We start from the raw sequence: 26,127 nt of genomic DNA on the forward strand, positions 1-26,127 counted from the left end.
TTAAATTAGGATAGGGTAGAATTTCTACCCATCCTATAATAAATAAGGTGGGATAAAAATGATAACCGTAAGGGCTATGACAGGAAAAGATTTTATACTAAACTGTGATCATATCGAAAAAATAGAAAGTGTCCCTGAAACTTTAATTACCTTAATCAATGGGAAGAAGTACATAGTTATGGAGACTCCAAGTGAAGTTATAAAAAGATCCATAGAATATAAAAATAAAATGTTTTACTTTAAGGGACAGGGGGCAGAGTAATGAAGAAGCTTGATTTAATGACTGTAATAGGACTAATTTTTGGTGTTACAGTGATTTTATATGGAATACTTGTTGGTGGAAGCATAATGAGCTTTTGGGATTTTGGATCAGTTCTTATAACAATATGTGGTTCCTTCGCAGCATTAATGATAAATTATCCAATTGGCGAATTTAAAAATATATTTAAAGTTATGGCACAAAGTTTCACAGAAACTACTTTCTCTAAAAATGAAATAATAAATAATTTTATAGTTTTATCAAGGAAGGCTAGAAGAGAGGGATTACTTTCCTTAGAGGATGAAACAAACTCCATTGAGGATCCTTATTTTAAAAAGGGACTTCAAATGGTTATAGATGGAGTAGAACCAGAAAATATAAAAGAAATATTAGAGCTTGAGATAACAGAAATGGAAGCTCGTCACAGCACAGGATACTCCATGGTAAGATCATGGGGAGGGTATGCACCAGCTTTTGGTATGATAGGTACCTTAATAGGATTAATACAAATGCTTGTAAACCTAGATGATTCCTCAAAAATAGCCTCAGGTATGGCTGTAGCTCTTATAACAACTTTCTATGGAGCATTTCTTGCCAATATGCTATTTAATCCTATGGCATCAAAACTACAAGTTAAGAGTAATAAGGAAATAGCTGTAAAGGAAATGATTCTAGAGGGGGTACTTTCTATACAATCAGGAGTTAACCCTAGAATAATAGAGGAAAAGCTTTTATGCTATCTTTCACCAAAAGAGAAGGTTAGCTACTATGCTTCAAGTCCTAAGGAAGAAGGTGTGGCAGTAAATGGCTAGAAAGAAAAGAGGCAGTGGTGATAATGGACAAGGTATTGATGAATGGATTCTTACCTATTCAGATACTGTTACTCTTTTACTAACCTTTTTCATATTATTATATACATTTTCTACAGTAGATAATCAGAAGCTTAAAAGTATATCTCAAGCCTTTCAAGCTATGTTTACAGGGCAGCCGGGTCAAAGCATAATAGAGGGAAGTGGTGTAACGCCAGATGCTCCATTAGAGTCAGAGGTGAATCCAGAAAATATGAATGGAGAGCTTTATAATGTTTATGAGCAGGTTAAAGCATTTATAGATGAGAATCAGTTAGATGCATCTCTTCAGATTAAAGAGGATGAAAGAGGCATTATACTTCAAATGAAAGATAGTATCCTCTTTGAGTCTGGAAAGGCAGAGCTTAAAGAGGAGAGTACACCTATGCTCTCCAAAATAAGTGGACTTATAAATAGTCTTAATAACCCAGTTATTGTGGAAGGACATACGGATAATGTACCAATAAGTAATTATATATTTAAAAGTAACTGGGAGCTATCTACTGCAAGATCTGTAAGTGTGGTTAGATATTTCATTGAAGGCAAGGGACTTAAGCCAGAAAGATTTACTGCTGCTGCTTATGGCCAATATAAGCCTATTGCTCCTAATGATAATGATGAAAACAGGGCTAAGAATAGAAGGGTTAATATATTACTAGTGGTGTCAGAAAAGGAGAAGAAAAAGTAATGAGTGAGGTAAAGACTGAAAATAAAAAAAGTAAAGTTGGGGTAACTATTATAGTTGTACTACTCCTAATAATTATAGGTGGGGGAGGCTTTATGTGGTATAAGATGCAAGCATTAAATGCCGGGGCCTCACAAAATTCTAAGATAGAAGAAGGTAAGTTTGGATTAAATGAAATAATTGTAAACTTAGCAGATGAAGGTGGAAAAAAATATATAAAAATAAAACCTGTTCTTGGGTATAATTCTAGCAATAAAGAGTTAGAAGGTGAGTTTGCAACAAAGGATCATGTGCTTAGGGATATAACTATAGCAATTTTAAGAGGGAAGACATCTAAGGATTTAAATCCTAAGGGAGAAGAGGAGCTTAAAAAAGAAATGCTTCAAAAATTAAATCCAGTTCTTGATAAGGGAAAACTTACTAATGTTTATTTTACGGACTTTCTAATTCAGTAGGTAAAAGAATGAATTATACATTTGAAATATTAAAGGTATTACTTTCCCTAAGCTTTATAATATTATTACTTTTTTTAACCCTAAGGCTTGGGGAAGGTAAGTTTAAGTCCCTTCAAAATAATAAATTTTTAAAAGTTTTAGATAAAACTTCCCTTTCAAAAGAGGCATCCTTATCTGTAGTTAAAATAGGTGATGAAGCCTATGTATTATCTGTAACCCAAAGAGAGGTTAAAATAATAAAAGAGCTTTCAAAGGAAGAGTTAAAGAGTCTTGAAGAGAGCAAGGAAAAGAACTTAGAAAATCTTAAGAATACTCATTTGGCTAAGCTAATAGAGGAGAAATTAAAGATAAAAGGAAGAACAAGGAATGATAAATAAAAAAAGAGCATTAATAATATTTATGGCTATCTTTGTATTTATGTGTGGAGTAACCACAGTGGCTAAGGCTTCTCCAGGGGGACTAGATATTCCAAAGGTTAATATAACAGTAGATGGTAAAAGCTCTCCTAAAGAATTTGTAGATAATATAAAAATACTTATATTATTAACAGTACTTACTCTTCTACCTTCATTTATTATAATGATGACCAGTTTTACAAGAATAGCTGTGGTATTTTCATTTTTAAAAGGAGCTTTAGGGGCACAGCAATCTATACCAAATCAAATTCTTATAGGACTAGCTTTATTTCTTACCTTATTTATAATGGCACCTGTGTATAATGAGATTAATGATAAAGCACTAAAGCCTTATATGGAGGGAACTATCACCCAAGAGGTGGCGGTTAAGGAAGGGTCAAAGCCTATTAGAGAGTTTATGTTAAAACAAACAAGGCAAAAGGATTTAAAGTTATTTTTAGAGGCTGCAAATATTGAAGAGGCTACTAAGGAAGATGTACCCTTATATGTAGTGGTACCAGCTTTTGCAATAAGTGAGCTTAAAACAGCCTTTCAAATCGGATTTTTATTGTACATACCGTTTTTAGTTATTGATTTAGTTGTGGCAAGTGTTTTAATGTCTATGGGGATGTTTATGCTTCCACCAGTTATGGTATCACTACCATTTAAATTATTATTATTTGTAATGGTAGATGGGTGGTATCTTTTAGTTAAATCAATGATATTAAGTTTTGCAAGATAGGAGATATAAGCTATGAGTGAAAATATGATTATAGGAGTTATAAAGGATGCCATACAAACAGGGCTATTAATATCAGCTCCTATATTAATATCGGCAATAGTTGTAGGACTTTTAATAAGTATTATTCAAGCTACCACTCAAATTCAGGAACAAACTCTAACCTTTGTACCAAAGCTTATAGCTATAGCTTTGATTGGAGTAATAAGTGGCAGTTGGATGCTAAGAAATTTAGTAGCATTTACAGAAAGAATTTTTACATTAATATCTAACATAGCTAATTAGGGGGAGAAGGTATTGGCAATATATTTTCTAGGAATATTTTTCGTATCTATAAGATTATTAACATTTTTAATAACAATGCCGGCTTTCTTTCCAAGTGGGACACCAAATATATTTAAGGTTGCATTAAGCCTTATAATATCATATATGATACTGCCAGGAATAGAGTATTCCTTGGTTTCGGACCTTGCTGTAAACTGGTATGGGGTTATGTCTATTGCTTTAAATGAAACAATGACAGGTTTATTTTTAGGATTTGTTACATCCCTTGCCTTTAATGCTATAAGTATGGCAGGGGCCCTTATAGATTTCCAGATAGGTCTTTCCATGCTGTCAGCCTTTGACCCAAATAGTAAGAAATCATCCACTTTGGTGGAGAGACTTATGTTTTTTTCAAGTATAGTGATTTTTTTTATAGTAGATGGACATCATATACTTCTTAAAGCACTTATGGAAAGCTTTCAGGTAGTTGGTCTTGGAAAGTCTATAGTATTCTCAGACACCATAATGACTGTGGCTGAAAGCTTTATAAAATATTTTGTTATAGGATTGAAAATAGCAATACCAATAGTATTGATAATAATAATAACAGAGTTAACTATGGGACTTGTATCAAGAACAGTTCCTCAGCTTAATATAATGATTTTAGGACTACCAGTTAAGATCTTAGTTGGACTTACAGCTTTTACTTTTGCTCTGCCAATGATAATAAGGGCAATGGAACATGCAATAGAGGGTATTCCTAATATCGTAAAAGAACTTTATAAGTTTATACCTCTAGTATTTATTTTTTCTGATGAAAAGACAGAGGAGGCTACTCCTAAAAAATTAAGTGATGCTAGAAAAAAAGGAGAGGTGGCAAAAAGTAAAGAGGTGAGCCTTGCTCTTACTCTTATGACTTCAACCCTTATCTTATTAGTTCTTGGTTCCTATGTATTTAAGCAATTTAGTGAGAGTTTAACATTTTCTTTAACTAATGGATTCCAAGGAGAAATTGATTATCTTTCAGTGAGAAAGAAATTTTTAAAGGCTATTTTGGACTTTATGAAGATATATCTTCCAATAGCTGTGCCTATTATGGTTATGGGTGTATTTTCACATTTTGTGCAAACAGGGTTTATGTTAACATCTAAGCCATTAAAGCCGTCTTTATCTAAGCTAAATCCTTTAAATGGATTTAAAAGAATGTTCTCTTTAAAAAGCCTTGTAGAGCTTAGTAAAAACTTATTAGTAATAATAATTGTGGGATATGTAGGCTATGACTTTATAAAAAGCAATTATGTGTTAATATTAGACACTATAAATATAAATATAAATGGAGTTCTTCCAAAACTTATGAAGCTTATAGTATCTATATTTTTTAGGGTAACCTTAGTGAGTATAGTAATAGCTCTTGTAGATTTTGTTTATCAAAAACTTAGTTATAAAAAGGAAATGAAGATGACAAAGCAAGAGATAAAAGATGAATATAAGCAGGCAGAGGGAGATCCTCAAATTAAATCCAGAATAAGACAAAAACAAAGGGAGATTATATCAAAAAGAATGATGCAAGCTGTTCCAGATGCTACGGTAATAGTAACAAACCCAACTCATTTGGCAATTGCATTAAAGTATGAAGAGGGAGGAGAGAGTGCACCAAAGGTTATAGCAAAAGGAAAAGATAATATAGCTCTTAGAATAAAGGAGAAGGCAAAAGAACATAATGTGCCTATTCTTGAAAATAAGCCTCTTGCAAGACTTATTTATGAAAAAGTAGATATAGATAAGGAGATACCAGAGGATATGTATGTGGCTGTGGCGGAGGTACTAGCTGTAGTTTACAAATTAAATAAGAAAAAATAAAAAGTACTAAAAATTTAAGACTAAAGGGTGATTTAGTTGTTGTTAGAAGGAAAAAATGGCAAAAGTTTATTAAAAGGAAGACATGATATTTTAATAGCATTTTCTATTATAGGCATAGTACTTATGATTATAATACCAATGCCAACCTTTATATTGGATATACTTTTAGCTATTAATATAACAATCTCCGTAATTATAATATTAATTACTATGTTTACAACAGAGGTACTTCAATTTTCAGTGTTTCCTACACTTTTATTAATTACCACTCTTTTTAGACTTGCACTTAATATATCATCAACAAGACTTATCTTGTCAGAAAGATATGCAGGAGAAGTTATAGAAGCATTTGGAAGTTTTGTTGTAGGGAATAATTACATAGTTGGAATTATAATATTTTTAATTATAGTTATTATACAGTTTATAGTTATTACTAATGGTGCTGGTAGAGTATCAGAAGTATCAGCAAGATTTACATTAGATGCTATGCCAGGAAAGCAAATGAGTATAGATGCAGACTTAAATGCAGGACTTATAGATGAGCTTCAGGCTAAGGATAGAAGAACAAAGCTTCAGTTAGAGGCAGATTTTTATGGAGCTATGGATGGAGCATCAAAGTTTGTAAAGGGAGATGCAATAGCAGGAATAGTAATTACTCTTATTAATATTATTGGTGGAATAATAATAGGGGTTGTCATGTTTGATATGGATATAAATATGGCAGCTACAACCTTTGTAAGACTTACTGTAGGTGATGGTCTTGTAGGTCAGATACCAGCACTACTTATATCAACAGCATCAGGTATACTTGTTACAAGATCAGGAAGTAAGAATAACCTTGGAACTGATTTAAGTAATCAACTTTCAGGTTTCCCAGTGGTATTTGCTATAGCTTCCATGGTGTTATTTACTTTAGCAATTATTCCAGGGTTACCAACAACAGCTTTTCTTACATTATCTATAGCTCTTGGATATTTTGCATATGCTTTATATAATAACCAAAAGAAAGAACTTATAGAGGAAATAGAAAGAGAAGAAGCAGAAATAATAGAGACAGAGACAAGAGAGCCAGAAAATGTTATGAATTTAATTCATGTTGAACCTATGGAGGTTGAGATAGGTTATGGACTTATACCACTTGCTGATGATAATAGTGGAGGGGATTTACTTCAGAGAATAGCTTCTGTAAGAAGGCAGTGTGCTATTGAAATGGGGATAGTTGTACAACCTATAAGAATAAGAGATAATCTTCAATTAAAAAACAATGAATATTTAATAAAAATTAGAGGAACCATGGTGGCTAGAGGAGAACTTATGGCTAATATGATTCTTTCAATGGATCCTAGTGGAGATGACTTGTCTATGGAAGGTATTAAAACCATAGAGCCAACCTTCGGACTTCCGGCATTATGGATTAATCACGATCAAAGAGAGGAAGCTGAAATTAAAGGTTATACTGTGGTTGATCCAACAACAGTTATGGTTACCCATCTAACAGAGACAATAAAACTTCATTGTTATGAACTTCTTGGAAGACAAGAGGTTAAGGTTATTATAGATTCTCTTAAAGAGAAGTATAGTGCTGTTGTGGAAGAACTTATACCAGATCTTATGACTATAGGAGAGGTACAAAAGGTACTTCAAGGACTTCTAAAAGAAAAGGTACCTATAAAAGATATGGTAACTATTCTTGAATCTTTAGCTGATAACTCAAGGAACACAAAGGATATAGAGCTTTTAACAGAGTATGTTAGATTCTCCCTTGCAAGAACCATATGCAATGGACTTATAAATGAAGATGGAGCTATTGTAGTTGCTACCCTTGATCCAGAGGTTGAGAATATTATTGGAGGAAATCTTCAAAAATCTCCTCAAGGAACATTCCCAGCAGTGGACCCAGATACTACATCTCAAATATTAAATGGAATAAGATATGTATTAGATACAGTATATTTTAATGATAATATACCAGTTATCCTTGTTTCTCCAAGAATAAGACCAGCTTTTAAGAGGCTTATAGAAATGGTTTATCCTCATGTGGTAGTTTTATCATTAAATGAGATACCAAATGATGTGGAGATAAGAACAGAAGGAGTGGTTTCTTTATAATATGATTATTAAAAAATTTATTGCAAGAAATATGAACGAAGCCATGGCTAAAATAAAACAAGACCTTGGACAAGATGCCCTTATATTAAGTCAAAGGAAGATTAGGCAAAGTGGTATAAGAGGTATCTTCTTAAAAAAGGTATTTGAAGTAACTGCTTGTGTTGATAATGGGGGAGAAGAAGAAAACTCTACAGAAGCCATAGAAAATCTTAAAAAGGCTATGGCTATAGCTAAGTACAATATGGAAAATAACAAAGCCAAAGAAGAGTTAGGGAGTAGAGAAACTAATAGAGGGTATGCTTCTAAGGAACCAGTAGGAGATTTAGATAATAAGAAGGTATTATATGAAGTTAAGGAAATGAAAAGTTTAATAGCTTCTTTATCTAAGGATATTGGAAAAGAGAAAAATAATGATAATAAACTAAAGGAAGATTTGCTATCTTATATGGAAGAGTTAGATATAAGTAAAGATTTATATAATAATTTTTTTACCACATCTATGGAGCTTGAAGAAGGAAAAATAACTTTAAAACAAGGGTTAAATAAATTAATAGATATAAAAAATGAAAATAAAAGTGGGGTTTTAGTTTTGGTTGGACCTACAGGAGTGGGGAAAACTACTACCATAGCAAAACTTGCAGGAAAGCTTTCCTTAATAGATAAGAAAAAGGTAGGACTTATAACCATAGATACCTATAGAATAGGGGCAGTAGACCAGTTAAAAACCTATGCAGATATAATAAACATCCCATTTAAGGTGGTAATGAATCCAAAGGAAATAAGTGAAGCATTAAATTCTATGAAGGACTGTGATGTTATTTTAGTTGATACAACAGGAAGAAGTAGTAAAAATTTAATGCAAATATCTGAACTTAGATCTTTTATAGATAAAATAGAAAGTAAAGAGGTATCTCTTGTTATAAGCTCTACAACAAAGAATAGGGATGTAGACACTATATTAAGAGGATATGAAAATTTAAATTATTCTAGCGTAATTGTAACTAAGTTAGACGAAACCTCATCTTATGGAGCTTTAGTGAATATAACTTATAAGGGAAGAAAACCAATTTCATATATAACTACTGGCCAAAGTGTCCCGGATGATATAAGAGTACCTAATAAGGAAGAGATAATAAAACTTATACTAGGAGAAGAGAGTATATGTTAGATCAAGCAGAAAGACTTAGAGAGCTTGCTTATGGTAATAAGGGGAGAAATAAACCAAGAATAATAACCATAACCTCTGGAAAAGGGGGGGTTGGTAAGAGTAACTTTGTAGTAAACTTAGCCATAAGCCTTAGGCTTATGGGAAAGAAAGTTATGATTTTTGATGCTGATATAGGCATGGGTAATGATGACATATTAATGGGGTGTAACGCAAGATACAATGTTTTTGATGTTATTTTAAACAACAAGGATATAAGGGAAGTTATTGTAGAGGGACCTTTAGGGGTTAAGCTTTTACCAGGAGGCTCTGGACTTAACAATGTAGAGGATTTAAAGGAAGAAGAGAGGAGAGAGTTTTTAAATAAATTAGAATCTCTCGAGGACTTGGATTTTATACTAATGGATACTGGGGCGGGTATAAATAGGAGTGTTTTAGCTTTTATATCAGCTTCAGATGATACAATTGTTATTACAAATCCAGAACCTACAGCTCTCACAGATGCTTATAGTTTAATTAAGGCTATAAATCATTTTGATTTAAAGAGTGAAGTAAATTTAATTGTGAATAGGATAATGGATGAAGAGGAAGGTAAATTAACCTTTAGAAAATTTCATGGAGCTGTAAACAGATTTTTAAATATTAATATTAAACTTTTGGGATTTATATGGGAGGACAGAAGGGTTATGATGTCAGTTAGAGATCAAAAGCCCTTCATAATGAAGTATCCAAACTGTCATGCTTCTTTGGATATTAAGGCAATAGCTAAGTCTATATTAAACAATGGGGCAAGAGAAAATAACAAAGGCAGTGGAATGAAAGAGGTTTTTAAAAAGATTTTTAATATTTTTTCATAATAGATATGGGGTGTATATTTAATGGAATTAAATTTAAGTATCAATGGAAAGATAGATTTATATTGGAAAGAAAGGGTATTCAAAAGCAATATACAAGATATTAAAAAGGATTATGTTGTAATAGGAATGCCAATGATAGGTGGAGATTATCTTCCTTTAGCTAAGGGAGATACTATAGAGATAGTTTACTATGATTCCCTATCTCTATACCATTTTCATACAGAAGTTGTAGGAAGAACAAAAGAGGGGGATGTTCATCAAATATTTATAAATCATCCTAAAACTTACAAAAAAATCCAAAGAAGAAACTATGTAAGAGTTGCTACCGTAGAATATATAGAATATACACTTGATAAAAAAGATGAAGAAGACTGTACTAGAGCTTTAATGCTTGATTTAAGCGGCGGAGGACTTAAGTTTAAAGATAGTAGAAAGCTTAGAATGAAAGACACTATAAAAATTATTATAAAAAATTCAGATATTCAGGAAAAAATAAATGGAAAAATTGTAAGAATAGATAAAGATGAAGATGGAAGATATATATATGGAGTAGGGTTTTATAATACAGGCAATGTGTTAAGAGAAAAAATCATACAATATGTTTTTAATATAATGAGAAAACAAAGGAAATCGGCTTTAAAGGAGGAATAATTTTGTCTACTGTTAGTGCTTTAGATATAAGGGAACAAGTAATAAAAAAGTACATACCCTTAGTTAAATATATAGCATCAAGGGTAATTGTTGGAAAAACTAAATATATAGAATTTGAAGATTTAGTAGGTTATGGAATGCTAGGGCTTATGGATGCTCTAAGTAAGTATGATAAGGAAAAGGGAATGAAGTTCTCAACTTATGCCTCCATAAGGATTAGGGGATCTATGATTGATGAAATAAGAAAAATAAGTCCAATTTCAAAGGGAGCCATGGATAAATTAAATAAGTACAATGAAGCAGTAGAAATCCTACAAAACTCTTTGATGAGAGAACCTACTAAGGAAGAAATTGCTAAAGCGCTAGGGGTGTCAATTAAGGATGTAAGTGATATAGAGCAGTATATAAACTATATTTCCATATCATCCTTAGAGGATCTAATATTTTCTGAGGATGATGATGTTACATTAATTTCAACTATTGAGGATAAAAATAGTCCAAGCCCTGAGAAGTCCTATGAAGAGAAGGAACAATTAGAAATATTAGCAAAGGGAATAGACCTACTAAATGAGAAGGACAAGCTAGTTTTATCTCTATATTATTATGAGGAATTAACACTAAAAGATATAGGAAAGATACTAGAAGTTTCTGAGTCAAGGGTTTGTCAAATACACTCTAGGGCTATTATAAACTTAAGAAAGGCTATAAAGAAACTAAAGTATGAATAGGAGATGGATTTATGCCATTTTTATTATTAATAATAGGAATAGTTTTAATTGCTATTAATATAAGAACTATAAAGGCCGATAACAAAGATAATCATAGTTTTGAAACTATATTATCTAATAGACAAGAGAACATAACCTCTTTAGAGGTAGAAATGGGTGCTATAAGAAAAGATATGGCAGAAACTATTTTGGAACTTCAAGGGGAAATAGAGGATTTAAAAGGAATCATTAAGAATTATAATATTTATAATAATGTAGACAAGGTTATAGAGGATGATAATATTGTAATTAAAAGTAAAGAAAAACATAAAAATATAAATATAAATGGGGATAGTAATGCTAGTTTTAAAGACAAAAATGAAAAGGTAATAAAACTTATAGAAGAAGGACTTTCAGAGGATGATATCTGCACTACACTTAATATTGGAAAGGGTGAATTACAATTAATAAAAAAATTATTAAAGAATTAAAAAAGATTTTTGCCTTATTTTCTGATAGGAAAATACTATTTGGGATAGGTGTAGGTATTGTAATTGCTACCTTATTTATGTTTACTTATAAAATCAATGTTTCTTTCACTGATAAGGATATAGAGAGTAGGGCAAGAAGCCTTGGAATGGAGTACCCTTCAGAGTTTAAAGTAATAAATAAAAAGGATGTGAAGTAATGATTAGAGGTATTTATACAGCGGTATCAGGACTTATTACTCAAGAAGCAAAACAGGATGTGGTAACTAATAATTTAGCTAATGCTAATACTATAGGATACAAAACAGAAAACTTAGCTACAAAAAAATTCGAAGATGTTTTACTTTCAAATTATGATAAAAAAGTTTTAGGTAAGAATGTTAAAAATAACATAGGTAGCATAAGCCTTGGAAGTAAAATAGATGAAACATTAACCTATTTTTCTCAAGGTAACATTATAGATAGTGATAGAGAGACGGACTTTGCTATAAATGGAAGAGGATTTTTCACTCTTCAAGGAGAAAATGGAAGGAATTACTATACAAGAGATGGTAAGTTTAATGTGGATATTCAAGGATACCTAGTTGGAAGCAATGGAAATAGGGTTCTTGGGGAAAACTTATCTACAGGTCAAAGGGAACCTATATATGTGGGCAATGGAAAACTTTCTGTGGATAAGGAAGGTAATATTGCAATAAACAATAATGTTTCTCATAGGTTTTTAATGTCTGATTTTGAAAATTATAATAGTTTACATAAGGTAGGAGATAATCTTTACCAAGGAGAAAATCCTAATTTTCAAGGAGCCTTTCATATAAAACAAAATGCCTTAGAAGCCTCTAATGTAAATGTGGTTAATGAAATGGTAAATATGATGACAGTTATGAGACATTTTGAAACTAATCAGAAGATGATTCAAATGATGGATGAAACTTTAGGGAAAGCGGCTAATGAAGTAGGAGCTTTAAGATAATATAGGAGGATAAACTATGCTTAGAATTCTTTGGAATAGTAAAAGTGGAATGGTAGCTAATCAAGATAAGCTAGATTCTATATCAAATAACTTAGCTAATGTAGGTACTGATGGATATAAGAGAGTAAATGTTAACTTTAAATCTTTAATGAGTGAAACTTTAAATAGACAAGGTTACCCTATAACTGAAAATGGAGGAAGAGCTCAAGACCCTTATACGGGTACTGGAGTTAGAAGTGATGTTTGGACTCGTGAAAACACTCAAGGACCGCTTATAGATACAAAGAAGCATACAGATTTAGCTATTGAAGGAGAGGGGTACTACAGAGTTGTAAGAGGAGATGGAAGTGAAGCTTATACAAGAAGCGGTGCTTTTATAGTAGATGAGGCAGGAAGGCTTGTAGATAGCAGAGGAAATCTTCTTTATGTAGAGTATAATGATGGATTTAACAGTAATAATGTGAATTTATCAGAAAATAATCTTACTGTAGATAAGAATGGAAACATATTTAAAAATGAAAATAATACCACTGTACAGGTAGGGAGAATACCTGTATTTAATGCCTTTGGATCTAATGGAATGATGCCAGTTGGGGAAAGTCTTTATGAAACTTCAGAAGGGGCTAACCTATATGAGGTACAAGATTCTTTAATACATCAAGGATTTTTAGAGGGATCAAATGTGGATATGGGAAAAGAATTTACAGATATGATATTAACTCAAAGAGCCTTTGAATTAAGCTCTAGAGGTCTTAGAACAGCAGATGATATGTGGGGCATGGTTAATAATCTAAGAGGTAGATAAGGATTATATATAATAAATACAATAAAAAATTTTAATATAACTGGTAATCCAAGCATATAATTTATTAATATTAATTATATGGGAGGGAGAGAACTTGGGGTAGGGTATATTGTTGGATGTTTATTTAGTATATTATTTTGGAAGATTGATAGACAAAAAATATTCTTTATTATCAATAATAAGCTGAAATCCATAATCCCTATGAAAGTAATCATAGAAGTTTTATATTTAGCTTTTATAGTGATTTTATATTTTTTCTTTGATCTTATAACATATAATTCAGAGGTGATTAATGCCTTAGTAGCCTTTGTGATTTTAGATATAAGTAATAGTGAAAGACATAATTTAGGTCTTAAGGATAAAATAAAATTTTATGAATCATTGTCTATTATGACTAAAAGTCTTTTATGTGGTTTTATTGCACCCTTAGTACTTATTATTATATTTGATAGTAACTATGTTGGACTTATATATTTTATTATATATAATCTAAGGGAACTTGAAGAATATTGGATTTTTAATAGGGTATTTGCCTTAATTACCTTAATACCATCTATGGTTCTTCAAGTGCTTTACTATATAATATATATTTTTAGAAATAAGAAATTTAATATTGATTTTAAGGGAGATTATTTTAGAAATCTTTTAAAGGACCCCATATTAAATTTAGAGATAATGGGTGCATATATAGAAAGTATAAACTTTTATTATTATTTTACCTTTAATGATGCCAGATATATAAAGAGCTATGGAAGTTATAATAATAGAATAGATGAAGCTTGTATTCGTGATTATTTATCCATAAGCTATGGAATAGCTTTTATATTTTTTATGATTTTCATAACCATAAATTTTCTTAAATAATATAAATTCTAAATTGAATTCTAGATAAGAGAGTGTAGAATTTTAAGTGAAAAAGTAGGATGCCTTACATTTTAGTGTAAGGCATCCTTTTTGTTATTTGTATCTGAAACTTTTTTTAGTTATTTTGTATTTGAAATTGTTGCTGTTATTGGTGGAATAACTTGTTTCTTTCTTGAAAGAACTCCAGGAAGATACATAGAGTTATTCTTAAGCTCCTTATCGTAGGTTCTAGCAACTACCTCTTTATCAGGACCAGCTACAAACATTTCAGTACCTTCATTTAATATATCTGTAAGCATGAATCCAATAAAGTTAAAGTTTTCTTCTTTAACCTTGTTTTCCATAAGCTTTATCATATCTTCTCGCTTAGAATCAAAGCTTTCAAGGTCCATAGTGTTAACTTGGGCAACACCTATCTTCATTCCGTTTATATTAAATACCTTAAAGTCTTGATAAAGAAGTTGATCTACAGTTCTATCACTAAGAGATGTACTAGCCTTAAACATTTCCTTAGCAAACTTTTCAAGATCTATATCTGCTATCTTAGCAAGTCTTGTAGCTATCATTTTATCAATTGAAGTACAAGTTGGAGATCTAAATAGTAAAGTATCAGAAATTATAGCAGCACATAATACTCCAGCAGCCTGTCTAGAAGGTCTTATTCCATTCTCGAAGAATATGTTAGCAACTATAGTTGATGTACTTCCAAGAGGCTCATTTCTAAAGTATATAGCATTTCCAGTTTGGATATCCGCTATTCTATGGTGATCTATGATTTCAAGAATCTCAGCATCCTCAAGACCATGAACTGATTGACCACGTTCATTATGATCTAGAAGTATTACTTTTTTCTTGTTCTTAGATATTAAGTGATATCTAGATACACATCCAACTACCTTGTGGTTAGCATCTACTACTGGATAACTTCTGTATCTTGTTTCAAGCATTACATCTTTTAATTCATCAACAAAATCATCCTCTGAGAAGTAAACAAGGTTATCTTTAGTCATAACATAACCAACAGGTATACTTTGAGTTATAAGTCTTGAAGCTGTGAAAGAATCATATGGAGTTGATACTAAAGAACAACCATTTTTCTCTGCCATATTTATTATGGCGTCTGAAAGGCTGTGACCTCCAGTTATAACTAAACATGAAGCACCAGCCTTTATAAGCATCTCTTGAGCATCTTCTCTATCTCCACATATAGCTATGTCACCCTTTTCTGCTATGGTCTTAATACTTTCAGGCTGCATAGCTGAAACTATTATTTTTCCTTCACAATTAGAATTCTTTTCATTTAGGTATATAGCCTTTCCGGATAATGTTTCTATTAAGTTTTCAAGGCTTGTGTTACTTTTTGATAAAATATCATTATCCCAAACATCCATATAATTAGAAGTTAGATTAGAGACAGAAACAATACCTATTAATGTTTCATTTTCATCTACTACAGGTAAAGTTTTAACATTATTCTTTTTCATTAAACTCCAAGCTTTTTTTAGAGTTATATCTTTAGATATAGGAGCTATATTATCAATATCTAAATCAGATACTTGTTGCTTAACAGTTTCTATAAGTAGAGGAGCCTCTACTCCAAAATAATCAAGTACAAATTGAGTTTCACGATTTATTTTGCCAAGTCTTGAAGCTACGGCTTTTATTCCAAGTTTATTTTTAAGCTCTGTATATGCAATAGATGCACATATGGAATCAGAGTCAGGGTTTTTATGCCCTGTAACATATACTATATTTTTCAATTGTTACCCTCCTTGTTACTGCAAAAAAAGTATATAGAAAATTTTAAATATTATAATAAAATTTTGTTGTAATTTATACTTTATATTTTTACTTTATACCACAAATTATACTATATAATCAAGGGTTAGTAAGGAAAAAATTCTTTTAATAAGTTACATATTCTTTTAATAAGTTAGTATAGCATTGAATATATTTAGATAGAGAATTTCTTTTCAATTTTTTAAAGAGAGAGGTGAATTAGGTGGTTGAAGAGAAAGAGCTAAATTTAGGATTAAGTAAAGAGGAGGCAGAGAAAAGGTTCAGAACTTATGGACCTAACAGATTACAGGAAAAAAAGAAAGTTTCTCCTATATTAATTTTTTTATCACAATTTAATGATTTTATTATATGGGTGCTTATAGGGGCAACAGTAATATCTTCTTTTATGGGAGATATGGCTGATGCTATAACCATAATAATAATAGTCATTATAAATGCCATACTGGGTTTTGTACAAGAGTTTAGAACAGAGAAGTCTTTAGATGCATTAAAGTCTTTAGCAGCACCAACTACTAAGGTTATTAGGGATGGGAAAATAGAGGTTATAAATGCAGAGTATTTAACCCTTGGAGATCTTGTGGTTCTTGAAGCAGGAGATAGGATACCAGGAGATGGTATTGTTATGGAAGGAGGAGGAGTTGTAGATGAATCCCTTTTAACAGGAGAGTCCGTTGGGGTGAGCAAAAGTACTCTTTCTAGAGAAAATGGAATGTTTATGGGAACTATAGTTTTAAAAGGAAAATGTCTTATGAGGATTACAGAAGTAGGTATGAACACAGAAATGGGTAAAATAGCTCATATGTTATCTTCGATAGAAGAGGAGAAATCTCCGTTAAAAGAAAAGTTAGATAGTCTTGGTAGGGTTCTTGTGGTGGTATGCTTTTTTATTTGTGCCATAGTAACCTTTGTAGGAATAGCAAGAGGACAAAAGGCTACAGAGATGTTTTTACTTGGAGTCTCTCTTGCAGTAGCAGCAATTCCAGAAGGGTTAGCGGCAATAGTTACTGTTTGTCTTGCACTTGGAGTTTCTAGGATGCTTGAGAGGAATGCTTTGGTTAGAAAGTTACCAGCAGTAGAAACTTTAGGATGTACTTCTGTTATTTGTAGCGATAAAACAGGAACTTTAACAGAAAATAAAATGATAATGAAGGCCTTATATTTTAACGAAAATATATTTGAAATAGATAAAGGCAGGGTACCTGATAATATATTGTTAAAAAAGGCATTTATTTATTGTAATGATTGTAATTATGATTACTCTAAGAAGAATATTAATGAAGGGCTTATAGGAGATCCTACAGAGACTGCATTAATTAAAGGATATTTTAAGGATTTAAACTCTCTTAAAGATTTTAATATAAAAGGAAAAAGAACTTTTGAATTACCATTTGATTCTACAAGAAAGATGATGTCTGTTGTGGTTAATGAAATGAATAGGGAAGTATGTTATGTAAAAGGAGCACCAGAAAAACTGCTTGCTAACTGTACTAAAATTCTTATAGAAGGGAATATAGTTCCATTCACATATTTATTAAAAGAAAAGGTAGCAAAGGCTATAGAGGATATGTCTTCCAAGGCATTAAGGTGTATAGCAGCTGCTTATAAAGATAAAAACATAACTAAAAATAACTCTCTTGAAAGAGATCTAGTATTTTTAGGAGTAGCGGGAATTATTGACCCACCAAGAAAGGAAGTAAAGGATGCTGTATTAAAATGTAAAATGGCGGGAATAAAGCCTATAATGATTACAGGAGACCATAAAAATACAGCTTTTGCCATTGGACGTGACATAGGAATGTGTAATTCTATGGATGAAGTTTTAACTGGAGATGAGATTGAAGGCTTAAATGATAAGGAACTTGAAGTAAAGATAAAAAAGATAAGAATATTTGCAAGAGTTAGCCCCAGTCATAAACTTAGGATAGTAAGGGCTTATAAAAGAAGGAATAATGTAGTAGCGATGACAGGGGATGGGGTTAATGATGCTCCTGCTATTAAGGAAGCTGATATTGGAATAGCAATGGGTATATCAGGTACAGATGTTTCTAAAGAGGCATCTTCCATGATTCTTATGGATGATAATTTTAAAACTATAGTTTCTGCTATAGAAGAGGGAAGAGTTATATATAATAATATAAGAAAGTTTATAAGATATCTTCTTTCTTGTAACTTAGGGGAAGTTTTAACCATGTTTTTAGCTTCGCTTTTTTACCTAGAGAATCCATTAACACCTATTCAGATTCTATTTGTAAACCTTGCAACAGATGGTCTTCCAGCTATAGCCCTTGGAGTAGACCCTCCAGATAAAGATATTATGGATGAAAAACCAAGAAAGAAAAATGAAAGTATATTTGCAAGGGGGCTTATGGAAAAGATTATAATTAGGGGAAGCCTTATAGGAGTATGTACGCTACTAGCATTTATAGGAGGTAAATACTATGGATATGATTTAGCTACTTGTAGAACTATGGCTTTATCAACCTTAGTATTATCACAGCTGATTCATGTATTTGAGTGTAGATCAGAACATCACTCTATTTTTGAGATTAAGTTGTTTACCAATCCTTATTTAGTAGGAGCAGTAATTGTCTCTATATTAATGCTTTTAAGTGTAATATATATACCTTTCTTTGGGGGAATATTCCACACTACAACCCTAAACTTAGGTCAATGGCTTATAGTTGTATTCTTTTCTGGAATAATAGGGCTTATAAATAGCTTATATCTATATGCTAAATAATAAACTTATGCTAGAAGTTTTATATATGGGCTTATAAAAACTCATATTAATAAAAGAGAAATGTAAAAAAAGCTTTTAGAGCACTAGGCTCTAAAAGCTTTTTTTTACATTCTTTGAATTTTTCTAACCTGTTTTACCTGACCTTGATCCATAGGTATTAAATCCTTCTTAGTGGTAAGGTTTCTTATGTTCATTATATCTATAACTTCTCTATTTTCTTTACCCTTCTTACCCTTTAATCCTTGGATAAGAACAGAATGTCCCTGAGAAACTGCTATAAATTCAGGTTTTTTAAACCATTTCTTTTTATTAAACACACATTTTGTAATATTTTTACTTCCAACAGGCCTCACTATTATAGTTGCAGTTATTTTATGGAATATCCAAAGTATAGTTTTTTCTTCTACCTTTGCAGATATTACATTTCCTTGAACTTGAGCGAGTCTATCTCCATACTTTTTCAAGTAAGATTGCGTATAATGTTTAGATAACTTTTCTTTCCATCCCATAATAAATTACTCCTTTGCTCTATTAAACTAAAGTAAAATATATTTAATATATTATAATTCCCGATAAATTGTATTATAACATAGTATATTTTTTTATAAAATAGCAAAAAAGAAATTTATCTTAAAATTTGTTGTATAATACTTGTCCATAATATAAAATAAAGGTATTATGAACTTTATTGTTTAAAACATAGGAGGATTTTTCATGGATAAAATGTCGATATCAAAAATCATAGATCATACTTTATTAAAGGCGGATTCTACTAAAGAAATGATAGAGAAGCTTTGCAAAGAGGCTGCAGAATACAAATTTGCATCTGTATGTATTAATCCCTGTTATGTTTCTTTAGCAGCAGAACTTTTAAAAGATAGTGAAGTAAAGGTTTGTACTGTTATAGGATTTCCTTTAGGAGCTAGTACAAAAGAAGTAAAGGCTTTTGAAACAGAGAATGCCATAAAAAATGGTGCAGATGAAGTTGACATGGTTATAAATGTAGGTGCTTTAAAGAATAAAAATTATGATTATGTAAGGGAAGACATTAAAGCAGTGGTAGATGCTGCAAGTGGAAAAGCTTTAACCAAGGTTATAATAGAAACTTGTCTTTTAACTGATGAGGAGAAGGTAATAGCATGTAAATTATCTAAAGAGGCAGGAGCAGATTTTGTTAAGACTTCTACAGGATTTAGTACTGGAGGGGCTACAGCAGCAGATATAAAACTTATGAGGGAAACAGTTGGAGAAAACATGGGAGTTAAGGCATCTGGTGGAGTAAGAAGTACAGAAGATGCCATAAGTGTTATAGAAGCTGGAGCAAGTAGAATAGGGGCATCTGCATCTATATCTATATGTGAAGGAACAGAAAGCAATTCAACATATTAAAATGTAATAAAATTTAATTCAAGCTGGATAAATTAATATCATTTGAATTAAGTTGAGATAATAGAGGATTTTATAATTATAAATCTTAAGAGTATATAAATTATAGTTATAAGGTTATGAAAGAAAAAAGGTTTAGCTTAGAGCTAAGCCTTTTTTTATTTATATTAGAGATATTATTTAAGAAAGATAATTACTATAGGGTTTTACATAAACACTTAACTTATCCCTTAAAAATATCTTTAATTTATATTTCTTTGGATAGATATATAAATTAATTTTAAAACTTAAAACCCTATAAGAGTAAGTAATTTAACTAGAATATCTATTTAAACTAGGGGGCAATAATACTTAAATATAGATAGCAAATGAATTTATAGATAGTGATTACTTTTGAAATATAAGGATATAAGATACCTTTACTAAAAATTAATATATAAAAATCTACTTTGGTAAAAAAAGTGTTACTAAATTATGGTAAGGAGAATATTATTATAATAGTAATCTTTTGAAGGGAGGACTTCTCTTAGAAGAAGTATTTAATAATATGAGAGTTTTAAAACAAGAAGATGTTATATACGATTTTCAGTTAAATGGTTTAGATTTAAATAAAAGAGGAGATATAATTTGTGAATATAAGGATATTTATAATAAAATTTCTGATATATTAGCTATAAATAGTGATAATTTCAATATATATTTAATTGATGATTATTCTAAGGATAAAATGATTCATTTAAAAAGCTATATAGAGAATATATATAAAGAAAAGGAAAGTCCAAAGGATATATGTTATGTAATTTATGAAGATGATAGAAGTCCAAGGGTTTTATATTTAAATAATGGTATGGGGAAAAGGCTTCAAAAATCTTTGGAGACTCTTCAAAGTAATTTAAACCAAAGTCTATATAGATTTTATAACAGTACCACATTTCAAGAAAAAGAAAATATATTAGATAATCTTCATAAAAAAAGAGCAGAAATAGTGGAAGAGCTAATGGAAAAAGCTAAAACAGATGGATTTGATATAAAAGCCACTACCCATGGGTTTGCATTTTTACCTTTAAAGGATAAAGGCGAAAGTATGAGCACTAAGGAATATGATGACTTAGACTTATTAATTAGAGAAGATATACTAAATAAGGTTGGAAAGTTAAAGATTATGGCTGAGGAGGTTCTTGAAAACCTAAAGAAATTAGAATCCACATCCATAGAAAAAATAAAAACAATCCTTAATAATTATTTAGAAGAAATTATTGAGGAGGAGAAGATTAACTTTCATAAGGAGTTAGAAGAAGATTTAGAAAGTATTAAGTACTTAGAATATGTTACTGATTCCTTAAGGAATAGTCTAATAGAAATTTTTACAGGTATATATGAAGAAGATGAAGAAAAAATAACTAATATTATATTTAAATATAATGTTAATGTTCTTGTAGACAATGGTGATAGATCACATCCTATGGTATATTTTGAGGAAAACCCCACAGTAGATAATTTAATTGGAGAAATAGAATATGAGAACCATAATGGTACCTATATAACAGATGTTACAATGATAAGAGCAGGCTCTATTTTAAAATGTAATGAAGGGGTCATAATTCTTAGACTTATAGATCTAATAAATAATCCAGGGGCATACCAATATCTAAAAAAATCTTTACTAAGAGGAAAAGCTAATTTCAATTATCATAGGGGGTATTTAGATCTTTTATCTATAAGTGGACTTAAAACAGAGGATATAGATATAAAAGTTAAGGTTATAATAGTTGGAGATATAGAAGGGTATGATATACTTTATAGTTACGATGAAGACTTTAAAAAGGTATTTTCAATTAAAACAGAAAGCAATCCTTTAATATCTATAAATAATGAAGGAAAGATAGAATTTCTAGAAAGAATAAATAGGATAATTGATAATTATAACTTATTTGATTTAACATCTAAGGCTGTAAAGGAGATGGCTAAGCTTTCCTCAAGGAAGGCAGAGCATAGAAAAAAACTTTTTATTGATGAGAGTGAAATAAGTAGAATTTTAAATTTAGCACAAGTAAAAGCTATAAGGGATACTAGAGCTTTTATAGATCATGAGCATATTAGAGAAATAGCTTATGAGAAAGATATTATAGAAAAGGAAATTTTAAAAGTATATGAAGAAGGAAATATACTTTTAAATGTAACAGGAGAGAGAGTTGGAGCAATAAATGCATTATCAGTGGTAGGAACTGAATATTATTCTTTTGGAAGACCTATGAGGGTTACCTGTGTATGTTATAAAGGAAGTGGACATATAATAGATGTTCAAAGAGAAAGTAAGTTAAGTGGAAGTATCCATGAAAAGTCTTTAAATATACTAAGAGCTTATTTAAATGAAATAACTAACCCTTATAAGGAGCTTCCAGTTGATTTTCATTTAAGTTTTGAGCAAGTTTATGGAAAAGTAGATGGAGATAGTGCATCAGTTTCAGAAACCATATGTATGCTATCAGCGTTAAGTAAGATTCCTATAAGGCAAAATATATCAGTTACAGGATCTATAAATCAATTTGGAGAAGTACAACCTATAGGGGGAGTTAATGAAAAAATAGAAGGCTTTTTTAATGTATGTAAGCTTCTCCATGAAGTAGATGGAAAAGGTGTATTAATTCCAGAGATTAATTCAAATAATTTAGTTCTTAATTATGAGGTAGAAGAAGCAATAATCAGTGGAAAATTTAAAATATATACTATGAACTCAATTAATGATGCCATAGAGGTGTTAATGGGAAGTGATGAAAACTCTGTAGAAAATATATTTGAAAAAATTAATGAAGAAATAAATAAATATTATTCTAAGGAGGAAAAGGAGTAAAAAATAGAAATATAATTTATATAGCCACTTATGTAGGTTATAAATTAAGAACCATAGAACCCTTTAAGTTTTTCTTTAAAGCCTTTGAATAAGATATAATATAATTACTGTGGGAATACGAAGTTTTCCTACTTAGAAGATTATGATTATTAGAAGTCATAAAGAGTCAATAAAAGCCCTTTAAGTATGTAGTAAAAATTACTTATATACTTAAGGGGCTTTTATATAAGCAATATTTACGATAATATCTTAAATAGATTATTTTTTAAATATTAATCTCACTAAGGAGTAAGGGAAAATTATTAGACTCCAAAATAAAAGTTTTATTGTATTAGAAGGTTAAAGAAATTTTATGATTATTTTAACATTTCACTAGTATAATAGGTTGATTTATAAGATTTAAGAAAAGAAAAATAAAAAAACCTTGGAAAAAGAAGGAAAAGCAGCTTGGGTGTAGAATAGAGATATATGTAAATTTATGTAAGGAGGTGAACTGCTCTTAATATTATTTAAGGGTGGATATTATATGTATGTAAAATTTGATAAAATTAGTGATAAACTTGTGGTTACCCTTTTAGGAGAGCTTGACCATCATAGTTCCGAGGAAGTAAGAAATAAGATAGATAATAATTTAGATGAGGATAATATTAAAAAGCTTATATTAAACTTCTCAGGGGTTACTTTTATGGATAGCTCAGGCATAGGAGTAGTAATAGGGAGATATAAAAAGCTTCAGCCTAAAAATGGAGTGGTTTGTGTTACAGAGGTTAATAATAGAGTCAAGAAGGTATTTGAGATTTCGGGGATGTATAAAATAATTCCTGGATTTGAAACTGTAGAGGAAGCTTTAAATAGTATTTAATGGAGGGATAGAAATGTTTAATAACAGTATGAAAATAGAGTTTTTAAGTAAGTCAGAAAATACAGCTTTTGCAAGAGTTTCTGTAGCTGCTTTTGTATCACAACTGGACCCAACCATAGAAGAACTATCGGATTTAAAAACAGCAGTTTCTGAGGCGGTAACCAATTCTATAATTCATGGATATGAAAATAGACAAGATGCTTGGGTTAAAATAGAAGCTATAATTGAAGGGAAAGAGGTCACTGTAATTGTAGAAGATGAAGGAGTAGGAATAGGAAATATAAAAGAAGCTATGGAACCTCTATATACCTCGAGGCCAGATCTTGAAAGATCTGGTATGGGATTTACTGTTATGGAAAGCTTTATGGATAATTTAAAGGTTAGCAGTGAAGAAGGAAAGGGAACTAGGGTTATAATGAAGAAAAATTTTTATAGCTTAAGTTAGGTGAAGTTTATGGATGACGCAATCTTAAAAAAAGAGTCCTATAACTATGACGATAATGAAAAGCTCCTAGTTCTTGCTAAAAAAGGAGATAAGGCTGCTCTTGACATATTGATAGAAATGAACCTTCCCTTAGTTTCTTCCATAAGCAAAAAGTTTTCAAATAGAGGCTATGATTACGAAGATATATATCAGATAGGCTCTATGGGCCTTGTAAAGGCTATAAATAACTTTGATAATTCTTATAATGTAAAATTTTCTACCTATGCAGTGCCCATGATAATAGGAGAAATAAAAAGATTTTTAAGAGATGACGGAATGATAAAGGTCAGTAGAGGAGTTAAAAATACTGCAAGAAAACTTCACTATGACAGGGAACATTTAACAAAAGAGTTAGATAGGGAACCAACTATAGAAGAACTTTCGGAGTATTCAGGGATAGATAAGGAAGAGATTGTGTTTGCCCTTGAATCTATAAATAATATAAATTACTTATATGATACCATTCATCAGGATGAGGGCGCTCCAGTAATGCTTATAGATAAGCTTAGTGAGAAGGCTAATGAAGAAACCTCTGTGGTGGATAGGATAGCATTAAAAGAAGCCTTAAGAGATTTGGAACCTAGATCTAGACAAGTTATAATGCTTAGATACTTTAAAGATAAAACCCAAGTTCAAGTAGCAAAAATTTTAGGAATAAGTCAGGTTCAGGTATCTAGGATTGAAAAAAAGGTGTTAATAAAAATGAAAGATATGCTGACAGAATAGAGCATTTAATTAAGTGCTCTATTTTTATTTTGAAAAAAATTGGGTATAATAAAATAGAAGGAATCTACCTTCAGATTGTGTTCTTTCCACCACCTGAAGGTTAGATAAGCTCATCTAGGGTTGTGGCAACTGTTATCCACCACCTTTTAGAGGATGGGGGCGTTACAGTTAGTAGCCATGAGATAAATGGACAGTATAAGCAGGAAAACAGGAGGATGACATATGGAGGTAAAGATTTATTTAAAAGGACAAAACGCTCCTATTACCTATATGGGAGATAGGATTGATGTTTTAGATTTTAAGATGAATGGGGTAGATTATAAGCAGATAAGAACCTTTAAAAAAGGTTTTTCAAAAAGTGAGCTTATAGAAACTAAGGCAATAACTAGAATATATGAAATGGAATAAGTAAAGCTAATTAAGAATTTTAAAATTCTTAATTAGCTTTTTTTTTCTAGAGGTAATCTATAATTTTAATAATTTATTTAAGTTAGGTCTAGAAATAATAATTACAAAATCACAAAAACATGAACTTATAATTTATGTTAAAGAAAATTTCATTTAAATATGAAAAACCTAAAAATACCAACAAACTTATAAGGGAATAATTCATCAGTTTTTGCATATTAAAAAGAAACCTTGGAAAAATAAACTTATAGGTAAGGAGGGTATTAATATTATGAAAAATTCAAAAAGCAAAGAAAATATTATAAAAAAAGAATTCTCAAAGCTTTCAACAGAGATAGAACCTAAAAATAAGCTTATAAAGAATTGTTTTTTTGCATTTATAATAGGCGGACTTTTATGTGTTGTTGGACAATTCTTTAATAATTTATTTACGAATATGGGATTATCAGAAGAAAATGTGGGATCCACAGTTTCTATAATCATGGTTTTCATAGGAGCTAGTCTTACTGGAGTAGGTATTTATGATAAGATAGCCAATTTTGCAGGAGCAGGTACCGTAGTACCTATAACTGGTTTTGCAAACTCTATAGTTGCTCCAGCCATTGAATTTAAAAAAGAAGGTTTTGTTTTCGGGGTAGGAGCTAAGATGTTTACCATAGCAGGACCAGTTCTTGTATATGGAATAAGCACTTCTGTTATAGTTGGAATAATACATTATTGCGCTAATTATCTGTTTAAATAGAAAG

27 protein-coding genes are annotated in these 26,127 nt (G+C 30.7%); 25 read left to right on the plus strand and 2 right to left on the minus strand.

What is annotated here, in order from left to right:
- Positions 1 to 58 precede the first annotated feature (58 nt).
- From BR69_RS0115115 to BR69_RS0115200, 17 genes are all read left to right on the plus strand, one after another.
- Entirely contained in the window at positions 59 to 262 is a 204-nt protein-coding gene (locus BR69_RS0115115; protein WP_027633931.1) for a flagellar FlbD family protein, read from the plus strand.
- Positions 262 to 1,071, plus strand: coding sequence for a motility protein A (locus BR69_RS0115120; protein ID WP_027633932.1), 810 nt, complete (start codon positions 262 to 264; stop codon positions 1,069 to 1,071). The genes BR69_RS0115115 and BR69_RS0115120 overlap by 1 nt, the downstream gene beginning before the upstream one ends.
- Positions 1,064 to 1,795: an OmpA family protein gene (locus BR69_RS0115125; protein ID WP_027633933.1), complete on the plus strand. Its 732-nt coding sequence runs from the start codon at positions 1,064 to 1,066 to the stop codon at positions 1,793 to 1,795. Before BR69_RS0115120 ends, BR69_RS0115125 begins: the two co-directional genes overlap by 8 nt.
- Positions 1,795 to 2,247, plus strand: coding sequence for a flagellar basal body-associated FliL family protein (locus BR69_RS21255; protein ID WP_051623640.1), 453 nt, complete (start codon positions 1,795 to 1,797; stop codon positions 2,245 to 2,247). The genes BR69_RS0115125 and BR69_RS21255 overlap by 1 nt, the downstream gene beginning before the upstream one ends.
- An 8-nt stretch (positions 2,248 to 2,255) precedes the next feature.
- On the plus strand, positions 2,256 to 2,624 hold the full coding sequence (gene fliO, locus BR69_RS0115135; protein ID WP_027633934.1) for a flagellar biosynthetic protein FliO: 369 nt from the start codon (positions 2,256 to 2,258) through the stop codon (positions 2,622 to 2,624).
- A gap of 40 nt (positions 2,625 to 2,664) precedes the next feature.
- Positions 2,665 to 3,384 (plus strand): flagellar type III secretion system pore protein FliP, encoded by a 720-nt coding sequence (gene fliP / locus BR69_RS0115140; RefSeq protein ID WP_242840709.1) that lies wholly within the window; start codon positions 2,665 to 2,667, stop codon positions 3,382 to 3,384.
- A gap of 12 nt (positions 3,385 to 3,396) precedes the next feature.
- On the plus strand, positions 3,397 to 3,666 hold the full coding sequence (gene fliQ, locus BR69_RS0115145; RefSeq protein WP_027633936.1) for a flagellar biosynthesis protein FliQ: 270 nt from the start codon (positions 3,397 to 3,399) through the stop codon (positions 3,664 to 3,666).
- A 12-nt stretch (positions 3,667 to 3,678) separates the two neighbouring features.
- A complete protein-coding gene (locus BR69_RS0115150) occupies positions 3,679 to 5,505 on the plus strand; it encodes a fused FliR family export protein/FlhB family type III secretion system protein (RefSeq protein WP_027633937.1) in 1,827 nt (608 codons plus the stop codon).
- A gap of 39 nt (positions 5,506 to 5,544) precedes the next feature.
- Positions 5,545 to 7,614 carry a flagellar biosynthesis protein FlhA gene (gene flhA, locus BR69_RS0115155; RefSeq protein WP_034849987.1) on the plus strand — a complete coding sequence of 690 codons (2,070 nt, stop codon included), beginning with the start codon at positions 5,545 to 5,547 and terminating at the stop codon, positions 7,612 to 7,614.
- 1 nt (position 7,615) lies between these two features.
- On the plus strand, positions 7,616 to 8,782 hold the full coding sequence (flhF, locus tag BR69_RS0115160; protein ID WP_027633939.1) for a flagellar biosynthesis GTPase FlhF: 1,167 nt from the start codon (positions 7,616 to 7,618) through the stop codon (positions 8,780 to 8,782).
- Positions 8,776 to 9,636 carry a MinD/ParA family protein gene (locus BR69_RS0115165; protein WP_027633940.1) on the plus strand — a complete coding sequence of 287 codons (861 nt, stop codon included), beginning with the start codon at positions 8,776 to 8,778 and terminating at the stop codon, positions 9,634 to 9,636. The genes flhF and BR69_RS0115165 overlap by 7 nt, the downstream gene beginning before the upstream one ends.
- A gap of 21 nt (positions 9,637 to 9,657) precedes the next feature.
- Complete coding sequence (locus tag BR69_RS0115170) at positions 9,658 to 10,287, plus strand: flagellar brake protein (RefSeq protein WP_034849990.1); 630 nt, start codon at positions 9,658 to 9,660, stop codon at positions 10,285 to 10,287.
- Between the two features lie 2 nt (positions 10,288 to 10,289).
- Complete coding sequence (locus tag BR69_RS0115175) at positions 10,290 to 11,015, plus strand: FliA/WhiG family RNA polymerase sigma factor (protein ID WP_027633942.1); 726 nt, start codon at positions 10,290 to 10,292, stop codon at positions 11,013 to 11,015.
- An 11-nt stretch (positions 11,016 to 11,026) separates the two neighbouring features.
- Entirely contained in the window at positions 11,027 to 11,485 is a 459-nt protein-coding gene (locus BR69_RS0115180) for a DUF6115 domain-containing protein (protein WP_034849993.1), read from the plus strand.
- Between the two features lie 196 nt (positions 11,486 to 11,681).
- Positions 11,682 to 12,455: a flagellar hook-basal body complex protein gene (locus BR69_RS0115190; RefSeq protein ID WP_027633944.1), complete on the plus strand. Its 774-nt coding sequence runs from the start codon at positions 11,682 to 11,684 to the stop codon at positions 12,453 to 12,455.
- A 16-nt stretch (positions 12,456 to 12,471) separates the two neighbouring features.
- Positions 12,472 to 13,260: a flagellar hook-basal body complex protein gene (locus tag BR69_RS0115195; protein ID WP_027633945.1), complete on the plus strand. Its 789-nt coding sequence runs from the start codon at positions 12,472 to 12,474 to the stop codon at positions 13,258 to 13,260.
- Positions 13,261 to 13,461: 201 nt separating this feature from the next.
- On the plus strand, positions 13,462 to 14,124 hold the full coding sequence (locus BR69_RS0115200; protein ID WP_150112284.1) for a hypothetical protein: 663 nt from the start codon (positions 13,462 to 13,464) through the stop codon (positions 14,122 to 14,124).
- A 119-nt stretch (positions 14,125 to 14,243) separates the two neighbouring features.
- Here BR69_RS0115200 and BR69_RS0115205 read toward each other — a convergent pair whose 3' ends face one another.
- Positions 14,244 to 15,884 carry a putative manganese-dependent inorganic diphosphatase gene (locus BR69_RS0115205; RefSeq protein WP_027633947.1) on the minus strand — a complete coding sequence of 547 codons (1,641 nt, stop codon included), beginning with the start codon at positions 15,882 to 15,884 and terminating at the stop codon, positions 14,244 to 14,246.
- 242 nt (positions 15,885 to 16,126) lie between these two features.
- Here BR69_RS0115205 and BR69_RS0115210 point away from each other — a divergent pair, with 242 nt between their 5' ends.
- On the plus strand, positions 16,127 to 18,664 hold the full coding sequence (locus BR69_RS0115210) for a calcium-translocating P-type ATPase, SERCA-type (protein ID WP_027633948.1): 2,538 nt from the start codon (positions 16,127 to 16,129) through the stop codon (positions 18,662 to 18,664).
- 104 nt (positions 18,665 to 18,768) lie between these two features.
- On the opposite strand, the gene BR69_RS0115215 is transcribed toward BR69_RS0115210, so the two are convergent.
- On the minus strand, positions 18,769 to 19,173 hold the full coding sequence (locus tag BR69_RS0115215) for a hypothetical protein (RefSeq protein ID WP_027633949.1): 405 nt from the start codon (positions 19,171 to 19,173) through the stop codon (positions 18,769 to 18,771).
- A 205-nt stretch (positions 19,174 to 19,378) separates the two neighbouring features.
- Between BR69_RS0115215 and deoC the strand changes: the two genes are divergently transcribed.
- The 7 genes from deoC (at position 19,379) to spoVAC (ending at position 26,123) form a co-directional block, all read left to right on the plus strand.
- Positions 19,379 to 20,053, plus strand: a complete 675-nt coding sequence (gene deoC / locus BR69_RS0115220; RefSeq protein WP_027633950.1) for a deoxyribose-phosphate aldolase — start codon at positions 19,379 to 19,381, stop codon at positions 20,051 to 20,053.
- Between the two features lie 544 nt (positions 20,054 to 20,597).
- Entirely contained in the window at positions 20,598 to 22,901 is a 2,304-nt protein-coding gene (locus BR69_RS0115225; protein WP_027633951.1) for an AAA family ATPase, read from the plus strand.
- A 526-nt stretch (positions 22,902 to 23,427) separates the two neighbouring features.
- On the plus strand, positions 23,428 to 23,763 hold the full coding sequence (gene spoIIAA / locus BR69_RS0115230) for an anti-sigma F factor antagonist (RefSeq protein WP_027633952.1): 336 nt from the start codon (positions 23,428 to 23,430) through the stop codon (positions 23,761 to 23,763).
- 13 nt (positions 23,764 to 23,776) lie between these two features.
- Positions 23,777 to 24,208, plus strand: coding sequence for an anti-sigma F factor (gene spoIIAB, locus BR69_RS0115235; RefSeq protein ID WP_027633953.1), 432 nt, complete (start codon positions 23,777 to 23,779; stop codon positions 24,206 to 24,208).
- 9 nt (positions 24,209 to 24,217) lie between these two features.
- Positions 24,218 to 24,973 (plus strand): RNA polymerase sporulation sigma factor SigF, encoded by a 756-nt coding sequence (gene sigF, locus BR69_RS0115240; RefSeq protein WP_027633954.1) that lies wholly within the window; start codon positions 24,218 to 24,220, stop codon positions 24,971 to 24,973.
- 222 nt (positions 24,974 to 25,195) lie between these two features.
- A complete protein-coding gene (locus BR69_RS0115245) occupies positions 25,196 to 25,381 on the plus strand; it encodes a hypothetical protein (protein WP_027633955.1) in 186 nt (61 codons plus the stop codon).
- A gap of 271 nt (positions 25,382 to 25,652) precedes the next feature.
- Positions 25,653 to 26,123, plus strand: coding sequence for a stage V sporulation protein AC (gene spoVAC / locus BR69_RS0115250; RefSeq protein ID WP_027633956.1), 471 nt, complete (start codon positions 25,653 to 25,655; stop codon positions 26,121 to 26,123).
- Positions 26,124 to 26,127: the final 4 nt, after the last annotated feature.

It is taken from the genome of Clostridium hydrogeniformans DSM 21757 (genome assembly GCF_000686705.1).
Classification (GTDB): domain Bacteria; phylum Bacillota; class Clostridia; order Clostridiales; family Clostridiaceae; genus Clostridium_Z; species Clostridium_Z hydrogeniformans.